This window comes from Pseudoalteromonas sp. CO342X (assembly GCF_004208915.1).
In the GTDB taxonomy this organism is placed as follows: domain Bacteria; phylum Pseudomonadota; class Gammaproteobacteria; order Enterobacterales; family Alteromonadaceae; genus Pseudoalteromonas; species Pseudoalteromonas maricaloris.
The window spans coordinates 71719-89791 of sequence record NZ_SGPH01000040.1; the positions used below are offsets into that span (position 1 = coordinate 71719).

At 44.3% G+C, this 18073-nt stretch carries 5 protein-coding genes; 1 reads left to right on the forward strand and 4 read right to left on the reverse strand.

What is annotated here, in order from left to right; all coding sequences use genetic code 11:
* Window positions 1-37 precede the first annotated feature (37 nt).
* Entirely contained in the window at window positions 38-12013 is an 11976-nt protein-coding gene (locus tag EXT47_RS19285; protein ID WP_130127344.1) for an Ig-like domain-containing protein, read from the forward strand.
* Between the two features lie 300 nt (window positions 12014-12313).
* On the opposite strand, the gene EXT47_RS19290 is transcribed toward EXT47_RS19285, so the two are convergent.
* From EXT47_RS19290 to EXT47_RS19305, 4 genes are all read right to left on the reverse strand, one after another.
* On the reverse strand, window positions 12314-13069 hold the full coding sequence (locus EXT47_RS19290; RefSeq protein ID WP_130127345.1) for a hypothetical protein: 756 nt from the start codon (window positions 13067-13069) through the stop codon (window positions 12314-12316).
* A gap of 198 nt (window positions 13070-13267) precedes the next feature.
* Window positions 13268-14347 (reverse strand): alkaline phosphatase D family protein, encoded by a 1080-nt coding sequence (locus EXT47_RS19295; RefSeq protein WP_130127346.1) that lies wholly within the window; start codon window positions 14345-14347, stop codon window positions 13268-13270.
* Window positions 14344-15471, reverse strand: a complete 1128-nt coding sequence (locus EXT47_RS19300; RefSeq protein ID WP_130127347.1) for an alkaline phosphatase family protein — start codon at window positions 15469-15471, stop codon at window positions 14344-14346. Before EXT47_RS19300 ends, EXT47_RS19295 begins: the two co-directional genes overlap by 4 nt.
* Before the next feature lie 76 nt (window positions 15472-15547).
* A complete protein-coding gene (locus EXT47_RS19305) occupies window positions 15548-17884 on the reverse strand; it encodes a TonB-dependent receptor (protein ID WP_130127348.1) in 2337 nt (778 codons plus the stop codon).
* Window positions 17885-18073 lie beyond the last annotated feature (189 nt).

Consider the following 18073-nt stretch of genomic DNA (forward strand, 5'->3'; position numbering starts at 1 on the left):
GGAAGTGAGCTTCTGGGTATAAAATGTGGATAAAACTATGGATACAGAATATAACAGCGCAATGGTATTTACGCACGGTAAACTACAAACCCATATTAAGGCCGCATTGCTATGCAGTGCTGCTATTCAGTTGCCTGTGGCAGTGGCTTCATCAACGCTAGCAAATGCAGAGGCGCTACAAGGCGTAGCGGCTGATACAACGGTCAATCAGCAAGCGCTAGATTACGTGCAGTCAAGGTTGACTAGCAAAGCCATTACAGTCACGCGTGATCCAAATTGGGGGCGGCTTGAGTTTTTACAGTGTACAGGGGCTCCTGAATGTAGTGCTTTAGATAACCAGAGCGATTGCGAAGCGCTAACTCCACTTTGTAGTTGGGATCCAGGAACGCCTAGTAATAATTCTCCATCTTTTAACAGCAGTGCATCGGCTAACTTTGCAGAAAATGGCACGGGCACAGTTCTGGATGTTAATGCTGACAATGGTGATGGCGGTAGCAATGACTCAGGGATCACTTACTCCTTATCTGGTACAGACGCTTCGCTGTTCAATATTAACTCAAGCTCTGGTGTCATCACGTTTAAGACTGCACCGGATTATGAATCGCCGGGAGACAACGGCGGCGACAATATTTACAATATTACGGTTACTGCCAATGACGGTGGAAGTAGCAACAATACAGCGACACAAAATATTACCATTACGGTTACAGATATCGATGAGGTTGCACCTACGTTCGATGGTGGAAACTCAACACCGAATGACAATGGGACAGGGGTATCGGGAAGTAGTAATATTACTATTGACTTCAACGAAAATATAGCCCTTGGAACTGGTAACATTACTATTCGTGACGTCAGTGGTAGCAGTGATTTTGAAGTGTTTGATGTCGCGACAGAAAGCGACGGTACGACGACTAGCCCAAGTGCAGGTCGTATTGGCATTACAAATGATAAAATTTATATAAACCCTACTAATGACCTAACAGGTAATCGCGACTACGCTATTCGTATTGATGCAACTGCTGTTGATGACTCTGCGGGAAACAGTTTTGCGGGGATCAGTGACGATACTACCTTTAATTTCTCGACGGCCAACACCGCACCTGCAGTTGATTTAGATTCAACGAGTGGCAGCGATGATAGTAGTGCTTCATTTTCTGAAGGTGGTGGTGCGGTCAATATCGCCGCGAATGCTGCTGTGACGGAAGCTGATGGCGACACAATTACCACCATAACAGTAAGTCTTACTAACGATCAAGACGGTGCATCTGAAGGCCTGAATGTCAGTGCATCCGCTCAAGATGCATTGACGGGAATTTCGGGTTCTTCTGATATTTCGCTACAAGATACAATTTCTATCACTGGTGCAACTGCTTCAGCGTCAGAAGTGCAAACGTTCCTACAGGCGATCACTTACAACAATACCTCCGGTACTCCCAACGAAACCGCAAGAACTGTAACTGTTGTTATAAATGATGGCACAGATAATAGCACTTCTCGTACAGCTACTATTTCCGTAAGTAATGTTACTGCTGCGAGCAGTGTCGCAGCCGGTTTTAATACAACAAACGGCGCAAACTTATCTCCAGCAATCACCTTTACTGGTGACGATGAAACACTGACTATTGCTGATACTAGCCACATTGCTGGTTCAACTGCGGATGGGGGCGGAGGTACCGATACACTATTTGTAGTAACTGGCTCTAATCTAGCTAACTTTACGTCGCTAGCTAATTTTGAAACATTAACCCCAGACAATGACGGTTCTTTAACGCTGACCGAAGCGCAGCATGATGCGTTTACTACCATCAACGGTTCAGGTACAAACCAATTTACAATATCTAGCGCTGATGGAGATCAAACCCTAACCGGTGATAGCGATATTGAAACCTATGTGTTAGGCGCTGCAATGAACTTTACCTTGGGGGGCGCGGCACAAAAAGTAACGGGTAGCAGCGGGGATGACACGGTTAATGTAACCGGGTTTACGCCGTCAGGTATACTCGCAGCTGGCGCAGGCACAGATACTCTACAAGCAGATAATGGTGCAAATATCAGTGGTGCTACGCTCAGCGGTTTCGAATCACTGACCTTAAGTGATAATGCGTCAGTCACTATGACGGAAGCTCAGCATGACAGCTTCTCAACAATCACAGCAGCGGCAACCGAGACGATTACAATCAGTGATGTGAGTGATGGTTTAACGGGTAACAGTGCAATTGAAACTTACATACTTTCAGCGGCTAATACCTTTACGCTTGGCGCTGCTGGGCAAAGTGTTACAGGCAGCAGTGGTGACGACACCGTAAATGTTGGTACATTCACAGCTACTGGCACGCTAGCAGGAGGCAGTGGTACAGATACGCTTTCAATTAGTGATGGCGGAAGTATCGCAGGCGCGTCAGTAAGCGGTTTTGAGAACCTTTCTGTAGCAACTGGTGGCTCTGCAACAGTTTCAGTATCTCAGTTGTCATCGTTTACTGGTACGGTTTCAGGCGATGGCACTAATTCTCTAACTGTTTCTGGCAATGGCGATATTACAACGGTTTCTGCGCTTGAAAATTATACCTTATCCGATGATTCAACCAACTCAAGAACGGTGACCGTGAGCAGTGCGGGTCATTCTGTTACTGGTACTTCAACTTCAGATGCAATTACCTTCGATTTAGGTTCGCTTACCTATACTGGAACAATTACAGGCGAAAATACCACTGCCGATACTTTGTCGTTAAGTTCTGGTGCTGATATTACGGCAGCAAGTATAAACGCGGTCAGTAATTTAACGATAGCCTCTGGTGCGTCTGTTTCCATGACAGTAGCTCAACATGAAAGTTTTACTGGTAATATTTCAGCTGCTGGATCAGAAACTATCAATATTTCTGGTGATGGGGATATCACCACTTTCTCTTCAGTTGAAGTGTATAGTGTTGGTGACGATTCTAGCAATACTAGGACTATTACCATCAGTAACGGTACCACTGATGTTTCAGCAACGTCGAACGATGATGCTGTAACGTTTAATATCGGTGGTAGCTCCTACACTGGCGATTTAACTGGCGACACGAACGTAGCAGATCTTGTTTTAGCGTCAGATGGTGCGGATGTAACTGGAGGTGGATTCTTCAATATAGGAAACCTTAGTCTATCAAGTGGTGCAACTGTTGCGATTGATACGGCCAATCTGAGTGATTTTGCAACAGCGATTTCAGGGGCGGCGGGCAGTGAGACATTAAAACTCATGGATGGTGGAGCATTCGACTTCTCGACCACCTCGGTTTCCGCTGTTGAAGGCATTTCAATTGGCACAAATAGCGCTACAACGATCACACTTACAGACAACTTTAATGCTGACGGTCAAACGGTGTCGGTTGCAAATGCCAGCGGCAGTGCAATCACGTCTGACCTAGTCATAGATGCTTCTGCCTTTTCTAGTGATGTGCTAGAAATAACGGCAACAGATTTGGATGGTTCTGATACGATCACAGGTGGTAGTGGTGCAGACACTATACGTCCTGGCGGCGGTACAGATACCATGACAGGTAACGATGGTAATGATAATTTTGTCGGAGCGCAAAGTGACTTAAATGGTGACACAATAGCCGATCTTAGCATCGGAGATAAGATAACAATTACAGGCGTAACAGGATTATCAACCAACAATATTCGCTTTAATGGTACTAGTACGCTGGAAGTGGACACCAACGCTACTACTTTTGTTAACCCAGAAATAAGTATTTCGCTCACGAATGCCGCAGGGAACGATCTTGCGTTTACGGTCGCTGACTCTGGCAGTGATACAGTGATCACCTTTGAAGTTGCAAATAATGAGCCTATCTTTAGTAATTTAAATGGTGGTAATACCTTTACTGAAAATGGAACTTCGATTGCGATAGACAGTGATGTAACCATTGCAGATACTGAGCTTGACGCACTGAGTGGCGGAAATGGTAACTATGATGGTGCGTCGCTAACAATCTCACGCTCAGGTGGCGCTAACAGTCAAGATGTATTTAGTAACACAGGGTTGCTTGGTACGCTGACTCAGGGAGGCACGTTAAGTTACGATAGCACTGAGATCGGTACAGTAACAACTAACTCTGCAGGCACACTGGTACTCACTTTCAACAGCAGTGCTACTTCGGCGCTAGTGGATAATGTATTGCAATCAATTGGCTATGGTAACAGCTCTGAGGATCCAAGCTCATCTGTAACACTAAACTATACCTTTAATGATGGTACGGCAGACAGTACTGGTACAAATCAGGCCGCAGTGACTATTACTCCTGTAAATGATGCCCCTACCGATATTACATTGACAGCAACAAGCATAGACCAATCGAATACCGGAACTGCTGCGACCGTGGCGACAGCCAGCACCACAGATGTGGAAAGTGGTGACAGTCATACCTATAGCTTGGTTACGGCTGGCAGTAGCGATGGTGGTACATGTAGCGCAAATACGGGTAACGGCAGTTTCCAATTTTCAGGAGCTACGTTACAAACGCAAGCATCAACATCTCCGGGTGACTATGTTATTTGTATTCAAACGAGTGATGGAACCGCAAGTTATCAAGAGTCATTCACGATAACAGTCAACGATGACGTGGCCCCAAATGCGCCATCGACACCAGACTTGGATGCGGCTTCAGACTCTGGGGCTTCAAGCTCAGACAACATTACCAATGACACCACACCAACCTTCAGTGGTACTGCTGAGAGCGGGGCGACGGTTAAATTATATAGTGATCAGGTAGGCGGAGGTACCACGGTCATTGGTACTGGCACAGCAACGGGTGGTAATTGGCAAATTACAACGGATCCGTTGACTGCTGGGTTATCACATGCGATTTTTGCGACCGCCACGGATGCGAGCACGAACGTAAGTAGCAGCTCTAGTTCTTTAAGCGTAACGATCGATAATACAGCCCCTACCGCGCCAAGCACGCCAGATCTGACCGCTGGGAGTGATACCGGCTCCTCAAATGCAGATAACATTACTAATGATACAACGCCCACATTCACAGGAAGTGCATCTACGGGCGACACAGTGACACTAATTTCTGATCTTGATGGCGTTGTTGGTTCAGCCACAGCTGCGGGAGGTGCATGGACTATTACTCCTAGTTCGGCGATGACCAGTGGTACGCACGTAATCACAGCGCGATCAACGGACACCGCCGGTAATATTACCAATAGTAATAGCTTATCAATGGTCATTGATACGAGTGTTTCAGTGCCTAGTATTACGACTCCAATTGAGGGAGATGGTCAAATTAATGCCGCTGAAGACAATGATGTCTTGATTGCTGGCTCTGGTGCCGATGCTAACGTGACTGTTAGCGTGAGTATTACTGACGGTTCAGCAACGCTGAATCAAAATGTAACTTCCGATGGTAGCGGAAACTGGACTATCAGTGGCAGTGAGTTCAATGTTAGTGGATTTAGTAATGGCGAATTAACTGTATCGGCGACGCAAACAGATTCAGCAGGGAATATCTCTGGTGCAGCAAGTACGACTGTTACACTCGATAATACAGCACCTTTTGCACCGACAATTACGACACCAATTGAAGGTGATGGCCGAGTCAATGCGGCGGAAGATAATGATGTGTTGATTGTAGGAACGGGCGCTGAAGCGGGTAATAGTGTAACCGTTACTATTCATGACGGTGCAAATAGTTTTAATCGAACGGTCACTGCGGACGGCTCAGGGGCCTGGAATATAAGTGGCTCGGAATTTGATGTCAGTACGTTTAACAATGGCACATTGACGGTCTCAGCTACTCAAAGTGACGCAGCAGGTAATACCTCAAGTGCAGCTAGCACCACGATCACTTTGGATAACTCAGCACCTTCAGCACCTGCGATCACAACGCCTATAGAAGGCGATGGTTTAATAAATGCATCAGAAGATGATGATGTTTTGATAGTAGGAACGGGAGCGGAAGCTGGAAATAGCGTAGTTGTCACTATCAATGATGGTGCGAATAGTTTGGATCGTACTGTCACTGCTGATAGTTCCGGCGAATGGACAATAAGTGGCTCAGAATTTGATGTTAGCACGTTTAACAATGGCACATTGACGGTAACAGCATCGCAAAGTGATGCTGCTGGCAATACCTCAAGCGCAGCGAGCACGACAGTCACGCTAGATAACTCAGCACCAAGTGGGATTTCAGCTGCGATTGACCAAGATTTGATCAATGCAGGTAATGAAACTGCATTTAGCTTCACATTAACGGGTTTGGAATCAGCGGGTAGTTTTACCTATGAAATCTCAGACGGCAGCAGTTCTGTAACGAGCTCAAGTGCAATATCTATAACGGGTACCACCCACCAAGAGACCGGAATTAATGTCACTTCATTAAACGAAGGAACGTTGACATTATCTGTTACTGTAACTGATAACGCTGGGAATGAATCGAGTGCGGTAACTGACACTGTCACCAAAAAGTATAACGTTGCGCCGGTGCTTTCTGGCACACCGGCAACGAGCGTCAATGAAGACAGTGAATACGATTTTACGCCGACCTTGACTGATTCTGACACAGCCGATACTCATACCTTTAGCATTACGAATAAGCCAAGTTGGGCAACGTTTGATACGCAAACTGGTAAACTTTCAGGCACGCCAAATGACTCTCATGTTGGCACGACTTCTAATATTGAAATTTCGGTGAGCGATGGTACGGATAGCGATACACTCACCGCATTTAATATTGAAGTAGTTAATACCAATGATGCGCCAACGGGGCAAAGCACTAGCTTCACTATAGATGAAGGCGCAACATTAACGCGGGACTTCAACAATGGCTTACTGTCGCTTGCGAGTGACGATGATCTTGACTCCAACGACAGTCTAACGATAGTGAAAGACACAGATCCGCAATACGGTACGTTAACCCTCAACACCGACGGTAGCTTTAGCTATGTTCATGGGGGGAGTGAGAATCATACCGATAGCTTTACCTATCATGTTGAAGACAGCGCTAATGCCAGCTCGCCGGTGTACACCGTAACAATCAATATGAATGCAATTGAAGATGCACCAACGGCTGTGAACGATACGCTGACTACGCTTGAAGATGCTTCTAACTCGGTGAATGTGCTGACCAATGATAGTGACCCTGAAAACAATATGGTTGCTTCATCGGTTACGATTAAAACTCAGCCGACTAAGGGGCAGTTAAGCGTTAATAATGGAGTAGTAACCTTTACACCTACTGCCAATGCCAATGGTTCGGATTCATTTACCTATACGGTTAAAGATTCGACTCAGGCTGAATCAAATGAGGCAACGGTTAGTATTACTATAACGCCGGTAAATGACCTACCAGTCGCGGCTAACTTTACACCGAATATCGATGAAGACACGCCAACTTCAGCATTAGCGATTAGAGCAAGTGCAACGGATGTCGAAGATACCAACCCAACTGGTACTATTGCGCTTGAGTCGCAGCCAAGTAAAGGCCAAGCGGCAATAGACTTGAATAATGGCACCATTACTTATACGCCAAATGCTAATGAGACGGGGAGTGATAGCTTTACTTACTCGATTCTTGACAGTGAAGGTGGTAAGTCAAATATTGCCACGATTTCCGTTAATATTGGTGCTGTAAACGACCGACCTGTGGCAGGAAATGACACGGTAACAACAAACGAAGATACTGCAACAACATTGGCAATTCTTGCAAATGACTCTGATGTTGAAGATCAAGGTTTTGATGGTTCGGATGTGGCGCTTGAAGATAAAGGCGATGGTGCAGGAAACTACGACCTTGCTACTGTTACGGTTGGTTCGGATGGGGTGCTCGCGATCACACCGAAACAAGACCAAAATGGTACATTGACTTTCACTTACACCATCGAAGATAGTGAAGGGCTGCGCTCTGATCCTGCAACAGTTACAGTCAATATCACAGCCGTTAATGATGCGCCAGTTGCTGTTAACAACACCGCTCAATTACTTGAGGATGGCAACATTGAAATCAACGTATTGGGTAATGACACGGACGTAGATAGTCAGCTCAATGCCGCAAGTGTTGCAATTGTTAGTCAGCCTCAAGGCGGTTCACTGCAAATACTAACGACAGGTAATATTGTTTATACGCCGAATGCTAATTTCTTCGGAAATGACAGCTTTACTTATACGGTACAAGATGCCGAAGGTTTAGTGTCGAATGCAGCAACAGTCAATATTACAGTGACATCAGTAAATGATGCGCCGTTTATTTCTGGAGTTCCAGCGACGTCTGTCAATGAAGATGTTGCATACAGCTTTACACCGACGGCATTGGATACAGATGGTGATAGTTTAACATTCAGTGTGGCGAACCTGCCAGGTTGGGCGAATTTCAACGATTTAACAGGCGCGATTACTGGCACGCCAAGTGAAGGGCAAGACGGTACTTATAGCGGCATTGTGATTACGGTGTCGGATGGTCAAGCTGACGCATCCTTGCCTGCGTTTAGCATAGTGGTGAATGCTGTGAATGACGCACCAGTTATCTCAGGTACACCATCAACAACTGTGAAACAAGACGAAGCATACAGCTTTACGCCAACAGCATCCGATGTGGACTCTCAAACATTGACGTTCTCTGTAACCAATTTACCAGCTTGGGCAAGCTTCGATACGGCCTCAGGTAATTTGGCGGGGACACCGACTAGAGATGATGTGGGCACTTACAGTAATATCATCGTGAGTGTTAGTGATGGAGCATTACAAGCAAGCTTACCGGCATTTGAAATCAATGTTGAGCCGGTTAATGCTGCGCCGGTAGCAAACAACATGCAAAGAACGGTGCTTGAAGATGGTACTACGAGCTTCTCGGCAGAGGTTAGTGATGCCGACGGTGATGCATTAACAATGGAATTAGTGTCGCAGCCACAAAATGGTGTAGTTCAAATTCAAGGTACTGTGTTTAGCTATACACCATTACCGAACTTTAATGGTTCTGATGTATTTACTTACACAGTGTCAGACGGTGAGTTTAAGTCAAATACGGCTTCAGTCGCGATGACAGTAACTTCCGTAAATGATGCACCTATTGCCGTTGATGACAGCTTCACCTTCGATGCTGTGGCTTCCAATCAGTATGTGCTTCCTGTCTTAAATAATGATACTGACCCAGATGGCGGAACGCTCAGAATTATCGGCGCTAAAGCCTCAATTGGTTCTGCGTTCATAGCCAATAACATCTTGACTTACCAAGCTGTGCAAAACTCACAAGTACCAATAGTCGTTACTTATTTGATTGAAGATGATAGTAAAGCGAGGGCAAAGGCAAATGCTAGTATCACGATTAATGGTACGGGCACGGGCAATGCGCCATCAATTACTGCTCCGAGTGACTTAACCGTGAACGCAACAGGTTTATTCACCAAAGTGGATCTTGGTACTGCGGTCGCATCAGATAGCTCAGGGAATCCGCTACCGGTATCTTTAGTCAGAGGAATTCCTATCTTTGCGCCTGGTAAACACATTGTTTATTGGCAGGCAACGGATAATCAAGGACAACAAGCCACTGCGAGCCAGAATCTTAACGTCAACCCTCTGGTGTCACTGCAAAAAGATAGTAGAGTTGCAGAAGATCGTAGTCACTCGATTAAGGTGTATCTAAATGGCCCTGCACCAAGTTACCCTGTAACCGTACCTTATACCGTTTCGGGTTCAGCGGATAGCAGTGATCATGACTTACAGTCGGGTGAAGTGGTAATAAGCTCAGGCACTAGTGCTAGCATCAGCTTTAATATATTTGCTGATGGTATAAGTGAAGATAACGAAACCATTGTGATCTCCCTGAGTGACTCAGTAAACAGAGGGGCTAAATCTACTTCAACAGTAACAATTGTTGAGCAGAATGTGGCACCAAGTTTATCGGCAGTTGTGCAGCAAAATGGCGAAGAGCGTAGCCTAATTACCGCCTCTAATGAAGTGGTTACCATAGAAGCTATAGTCGCTGATCCTAACCCGAATGATCTAGTGAGTGTCAGCTGGCAGCCGGATGCGGCGTTAGTCAATACATCGAATGATCCATTTATCTTTGAGTTTAACCCAGCCAATGTCGCTGCGGGTATTTATAAAGTAAGGGTTACGGCTGAAGATAATGCGACGCCAAGTCTGTCAACATCTCGCAATGTCTTTGTAGAAATTGTTGATTCTCTAGCACCGTTGACCGGAGAGGATAGTGACGGTGATTTAATTCCGGATGATCAAGAAGGCTATGCCGATGAGGACGAAGACGGTATTCCTGATTTCATGGATGCGATCACTGATTGTAATGTGGTGCAAGAACAAGCGTTAGAATCTAGCCAGTTCTTGGTTGAAGGTGACCCAGGTGTATGTTTACGTAAAGGCGCTACTGTGCCACAAAATAATACGGGTGGTCTACAGTTGTTGGAGTCAGAGCTGCCTGCAGATCCCAATGCCAATAATGCAGGTGGTTTGTTCGACTTTATTGCGACGGGGTTACCACAACCCGGTGATGTATATAGTATCGTTTTACCACAACGCAAACCTATCCCACTTAATGCGGTTTATCGCAAATTAATTGGCGGTGAGTGGCAAGACTTTGTGATTGGAGAAGGTAACGAGTTACTCTCAACTCAAGGTGAGCCAGGTTTCTGTCCTCCTCCAGGAAGCAACGAATGGACCGCAGGCCTTAGCGATGGTGATTGGTGTGTGCAACTACGTATTGTTGATGGGGGTCCAAATGATGATGATGGTATTGCCAATGGCAGTATTGTCGACCCAGGTGGCATTGCAGTACCAATCTCAAATAACGCACAACCTGTCGCTAATGCTGATAGTGTGACAATTGTCTCTGGTCAAACAATTATAATTGATGTGCTCGAAAACGATACGGATGGTGACAATGATACACTTTCCATAACGGGTGCGAGTGTCGATTTCGGTGTTGTTAGTATCGAAAATAATCAATTGAACTATACGCCACCAGCGGCATTTATAGGCAATGCGACTATTCAATATAGTGTGACTGATGGACAGGGCGGGTCGAGTAATAGTACTGCGACTGTTTCTATTATTGCTAATCAACCACCGCAAGTTGCGAATGACACCGCAACCTCAAATGGGGCGCAAATCGTTATCGATGTACTTGCAAATGATAGTGACCCTGAAGGTGGAATGTTAAGCATTGTTTCTGCAACTGCAAGCCAAGGTACAGTGGCCATTAATATTGACGGTACGCTCAGTTACACACCAAAAGCAGGGTTTGAAGGTGTTGATACAATTAACTATGTTGTTAAAGATGAGTTTGGCGCAACGGCTGAGGGCCAAGTAAGCGTTACGGTATCAGTCAAACAAGTTACATCCATAACTAATAAGTCCTCAGGGACTATGGGAGGCATGTTGTTACTATTAATCAGCGCGCTGGTACTGCGCCGTAAAAAATCACTTTTACCCGCTTTTGCATTGGTGAGTACGAGTTGTTTATTAAGCACACAAGTACAGGCGAGCAATTGGCAAGTGGAGGCAACGTTCGGACAATCTACAGCAGATAGTGAAATTAACGCTTCAGACTTAAATATCGTCAACTTAGATGAAGAGAGCAGTAGTTGGTCAATAGGGGCGTTTTATGAATTAGTCCCTAATTGGCAGGTAGGACTTCGCTATATTGACCTTGGTCAAGGAAGCGTGGAATTTACTGGCTTGAGTGCGGATCCTGAGCAAAGCCAAATGGCTTTGGCGCGAGTTGCCCCGGTTTTGCCTGAAGGTCTTGCTTTACAATTCAACTACTCAAAATCATTTGCAGATAAGTTTGTTGGTAAAATGTTCTTGGGTGCGTTTAATTGGGATTACAAGATTAACAGCGTTCGGGATGGTCGATTTTCCACTCGTTACGAAGACAGCGGTACCAGCGGTTACATAGGCGGTGGTGTTCATTATCAACTCAGTGAAGCTTTGACATTAGGAGTAGATTTTAGCCACTATTTCATTTCTGCAAATGATGTAAACGACTTAGCACTGAATTTGAGCTATCGTTTTTAAGTTTAACTACAAGTTTTAGCATTAAAAAGGCCTCAACTACATGTTGAGGCCTTTTTATATTGGACGCCACCCAGTGCCAGTGTGTTTCATGATGGAGACATTTTGATGCGAGGCAAGCTTCTTCAATAACTTATTGGAAATCTTCATCTGCTTTTAATCGGAAAGTACAATTGGAAAGTACATATGAGGGATGGATAAACATTAAAGAAAAAGCTCTCTTGCGAGAGCTTTGGGCTATGTTTACTCTTAATTAGTTTTTTAAAATAACTTTTAGAAGAGGGGGAAAGTTATTGAAATTAACTAGTTAAGAGTAATTTGGAACTTTTCAGATTGTTTTTCCTGAATGGCATTTATTCGACTGCCGGATTTAAATTTGGAATCGATAGCGCCTTTTCGGGTACGGAACAATGTTACAGTCGTGTCGCATGGCTTTGTTTTATCCAGTGTGTCATCATCAAAGCCTGTTAATTCACTCAATAAAATTTTATATTGCCCACCAGACTCTAGTATTTCAGATTCGAAGCTTATAAGGCTTGAGTCGCCAGTCGTCTTTGTACAAAACGATTTAAATTCGAGAAAAAGCTTGGTATTGATGTCGCTTTCCTCTCTCCACTCGACCAAAATGTCATCATTACGGTTAAATTGCTCAGAAACTGGAGCGTAAAGTTTTATTGGTGCAGGAAGTTTCACTCTAGAGGTTAATTTTTCATTCTCTTTATCACGAATGAACTCAAGTGTTAGCTCAGAATTTTTTGCAGTTGCTGTAAAGTAACCTTGATAATCGACATCGAATAGGTCGTGATCTTTTACCAATATCTTCCTTTCATTACCGAGTGTTGCTCTAACACTATCACCATCAGAAAGAATGACGTTCGCACCAGAACTACTGTTTAAATTGAACTCAGTAACAACTCGGGAGCCTTCATCATTTGAAGTAACACGAATATCCGCCCAGATTCCTTCTGTTTTTACGACATCTGATTGTGTTGATTCAGTTGAACAACCAATTAGTAATGCTAAAGCAATGCAGCTCGATAAAACGCTGGCTCGTTTCACGAATATTTCCTTTTCTTCAATATGTGCAAAAAGAGTGTAGCGCTATTTTAATGTTTCTAGAATAGGGTTTAACAATTTATAACAATTTGTGGTGATGCAAAGTAGAAAGGGAACCTCCATGTTCCTAGATAAAAACGCTGTCATATTATTGCGTAAATATGAAGAAACAATGGAGGTATCTGATTTAACTGGCGGTGTTTATTGAATATCGGATAGCTTAAGGATATTTGACATCACTTCTTTACCTTCCACATCTTTTAAGCCGATTGTGATTGTGGGATCTGATTGAGACCAATCAATGTCGATGAACCCATAGTTCACATCATGAGTAAACCCAGATACTCGGTGTTGATTTGGGCTGACTTGTTTCCACTCTTCTGTAAGCCCCGAGCTGGTGACTTCCCAAAAAGGGTAGCCTTGATGTACTACCTTCGAAATTTCACCCCAGTGTGTATCACCGCTAATCATGATAACACCACCAAGTTTTTCGCGCGTGATGAAGTTCATAAGGCGTGCTCTATCAGCTGGGTAGTTGGCCCAAGCTTCCCAGCCCGTAAACTCGGGTAATAATTGCAAACTAGAGGCGATAATTCGAATGGCGGCAGGTTTTTTTAACTCAGACTGAAGCCATTGCCACTGCTGCTCACCGAGCATACTCGCGTTTAGAACTCGGCTATATGGTCCTCTATTTTCTGGCTTACGTTTGTTGTCGTACTCTGATTTTGATACTGACGTTAACGCCGGACGGTTCCATCTCAAGTCGGGCATAATGACACGAATGAGCTGATTTCCTTGGCCATATTCATACGAAGTATAAATTCCTGAGTCTCTAGTGCGTCGCAAAGAGTTTGCAGGCTCATGCCAAAAGTCTAACATGATCTTTCGTGAGGCTTCTTTTTGAGAATATTCCAAACCTGCGTCATTTTCACCGTAGTCATGGTCATCCCAAATGGCGATAACTTGAGATTGTTGCCGTAATTCCTGTATACCCGCGTTTGCGTCAAGCTTTTCATATTTCTTCTTAAGCACATCCATATCCGTGGTGTCACCATAGATGTTGTCTCCGAGAAAGATAAATAGCTCAGGGTTCTCTTTATTAATTGCCGCTAATATGGGCATAGGTTTATCTTGATGAGAACATGAACCAAAGCGAATAGTTGACAAAGAAGATTGCTCATTGGCATACACGTTCATTGCAACAAACGCCATTAAAGGAAATAGTATTAGGCGAGTGAAACGCTTGCGCTCAGAGAGTTTAGGTCGTTTTAGTTTGATCATTGCGCTATGCCTTCAAGCGGTGGTGCTATCTTGGGGTTAAAGGTAGAAGGGTTTTGTCCGAGTAATTGAAGCGCAGTCGCGGTAACTTGCGACAAGGTTTGCTCTTGCTTTGGGATCACTAATCCTTTAGCTTTTATTTTGGGTCCGATTGCTGCAAACCAAACTTGCTCAGAACCTACGATCCCCTCAGGCTGCTTCTCAAGCATGCTTGGGTAGTTCTTTTCAATCGCTGCTTTTGATGAGTGGTGTCTCCAATCCTCACGATCCATACCTCGGCCGTGATCGGTAGTAATGAGCAGGTAGGTGTTGTTTTTGTATTGCGGAATTGCTTGTAAGGTTTGCCATAAGTCGGCCAATATTTTATCAGCACGGTGAATACCTTTGATGTACTCGTCGTAGTTTCCACCATGCGCATAATCATCTGGCTCGCCAAGTGCTAGCATCATCACTCTTGGTTTTTGGGTTTGAAGATAGGCTTTTGCATATTGATACGTAAAGGCATCTAACCGCACTGAGGACCAGGGGCTCGGAACTTGCTCTTGTAATTCATTTAAAAATTGTAGCTTGGGATTAGTTGTGTGTTTTGCAATTTCAAATCCAGCGTTTATGTGCAATTTGCTCCTTTCACGATTAAAAATCGCAGGGAACACGTCCCAGCTACCAAACACGGCAAGGTTTGGCTCGAAACTAGGTTGAGATTGCAGCCATTCTAGAAACGATATATTTGGGTTCGGGTTTTTGTCATTAGAGTCAATATTGGGATCGGCAATACCAGTAATTACTTCGTTGTAACCCGGGTATGAAAAATACCATGGATTGGAAACTCGCATTGTTGAGTTTTGTTTTCTATCGCCGAGAATGACGCCGTTTTCGACCACGTATTGCCATAAGAATGGCATTAGCTTTTCACGGCTTTGTTGAGCGTTGTGCCCTTGAAAAAGTGCATTTAGCGCTTTTGGATCGCTTGTTGATTCTTTATCGGTAACTAACTGATTATCCAATCCGTAGAACACTTCTTGCCATCTAACACCATCTATTGTGACCAGAATAAGGTTCGGATCACTTTGCTTTGCTTGAGTAAATACACTAAAAGTGAGTATGAATAACCACATTGCACGCTTCATTTTATCTCCCAATCCACATTAGGGCGTATCGGTGTAAAAAGGGCACCGAAGTGCCCTTATTTACTTGGTTTTACTATTAAAAAGTGAGCTTAAAGTTCACAGCAGCGGTGCGTGGAGCACCTATCCATGCAGATTGACCAGCAATACCACCCAAATAACTTTCATCGGTTAGGTTATTGATAGTTAATCTTAGCTCCATATTTTCAACACCAGATAGCGGTGAATCAATCGCAACACCGGCATAAAAATCTGAAGTCATATAGCTATCGACTCTTTGAGTATTCTTCGCATCCATGTAACGTTCGCCCACCCATTTCGTTGAAAGACCTGCGAAATATGGTCCCTCAGCCCAATCAATAGAAATAACGGCTAAATCTTCTGCGGAGCCAAATACTGTGTTACCCGCCGGGAAGTCATTCAAACCACCCGTGTAGGTGGAGTCGTTATATGTATATGATGCATAAATCCCCCAGCTGTTGGTTACATACCAAGTTACAGAAGATTCAAAACCGCTCGACTCGATACCGCCAACATTCACATATGAACCATTAGTGCCAATCAGATAATCAATACCATCTGGTGAATCTGGAGCAATAAAACTAATTCGGTTATCAAACGTTACATCATAGTAGGTCAGGCTGGCATTAAATTCGGTAGATGAATACCTAAAACCTAAATCAATGTTTTCAGCAGTTTCAGGCTCGATTTGTTCAAGTGCAGAGGCTTCGCGTTCTAGTACGTTGTCTTTTATAGCTGCAAAGTTTTCGGCATAACCTGCAAATAGTTCTAGGCCTTCGATTGGCATTGGGGCGACGATCCCTGCGCTTAGTAATGCGTCAGAGTCTGAGTCTAGTGCCACTTTTTGACCGCTAAACTTGTCGACACCTTCTAACTCGACCAAGAATTTCTTGGCACCAACACGCAATCGAGCCAGGCCAAAGTCTAATTCATCCTCAATGTAGAGCATGGTTGTATCGACATTAAACTCACGGCTATATTGGATCCAATATGGCGTATGATCAAAATTAGCAGAGACTCGAGCATCAATACGCTTGTGCCAATCTCGCCATTCTTCACGTTGGTAGTCTTCATACCAAAACCCTGCGCGAATGGTGTTATCCATATCGGCAATTTTACCGTAGAAAGTAAAATCAGCATTGATCCCGAGACGGTCTTTACCGTAGTGCGTATGTCGATAAGAGCCTACCGGAATCGCGCCTGCACTATAACATGCCGGATCATACTCTTCGTCAGCACCACCGTATGGGAAAGTCAGGCTTGAGGTACATTTTGCATTTGGTTTTAGTGCTTTACCTTCGCTATCAACGAAGTAAATGCGTCCGATAGGACTACCGCCAGTATAAGGCGCAGTACCTGTTACTTCTGAATGAGGCTGATTTAATCCGTCGTTGTTGATATCAACTAAATAGGGAGGAACCCAATCACCACGACCTTCATTGGTGTGATAATAGACATTACTCGTTAGTGCCCAATTAGTTTGTTCATAGGTCGCTTCTATGTAGCCGAAAATGTTTTCGCGGTGCGTACGCCAACCATTGCGGTATACTTGGTCTATATGTGGAATGCCGGTGATAGTATCCGTTAGTCTATCCCATGCTGGATCTGCTTCAAATTGTTCTTGGCTGACACGTAGGTAGTTTGCTTCAACCACATCGTCATAAGATGCATAAGCTTTTACCGTTAGCGGGCCTTTTTGGTGTTTTATTTTAGCGGCTAAATGGTCGCGTTCATTATTCGCGACTTGTTGGATCCAGTCTGAGTTACTTGAGCTAGAAACGCTGATCCAAGCATAGGTATTCTCAATTATTTCACCGGTTTCATAACGAGCGAAGTACTTTTGCGCTTCAAAGTCACCACTGGTGATAGAGAGCGTTAAGCCTTGTTTTTCAGTGGGGTCGATGGTTGTGAAGTTAAGTGTACCACCCAATGCCTCATTGGAGCGTGAGGCAATATCAGCGGTACCTTGAGATACTTGCACTGCACCCAAGTTTTCAGTATCAATGTAACGGTTTGCTTTCGCACCACCACCATAGTTTGAATTACCATTGGCAATGCCATCAACCGTAATACCGATTTGCTGCTCGTCTAAACTCAGCTGAAAGCCACGAATAGAAACGGTGGTTGACCAGTCGTCAGAACCAAATGTATCCCCTTCGTTGATGAGTACACCAGGTAAATTATCGATAACAGCCAAAGCTGATGTCATAGCAGACTGCTGCTTGCTCATTTCGTCACTTGTTGCGTTATTTGCAAAGGAAACACTTTGTCCAACAACCGTAACTTCTTCAATGACTTTATCGTCTTTAGTCTTGTCATCGTTAGCGTAGGCGTTAATTGCTAGGGTGGATAATAGTGCGGTAGTGATCAGGTTTAGCTTGCGTTGCGTTTTCATAATTGTTCCAACTTCTAGGTTAATTGTGATCGCTGAAAGAGTCGGCGCAAGTATGGGGAGCTTTTATGACAATTCAGGCCATTTTTATTGAACGTTCAATTAATAAAAGTTTAAAGAATTAAGACACAGGGCATACTTGTATTTTATTCGTGAGACGTAAGATCTACATTTGAGAGTGACTCTGAATAG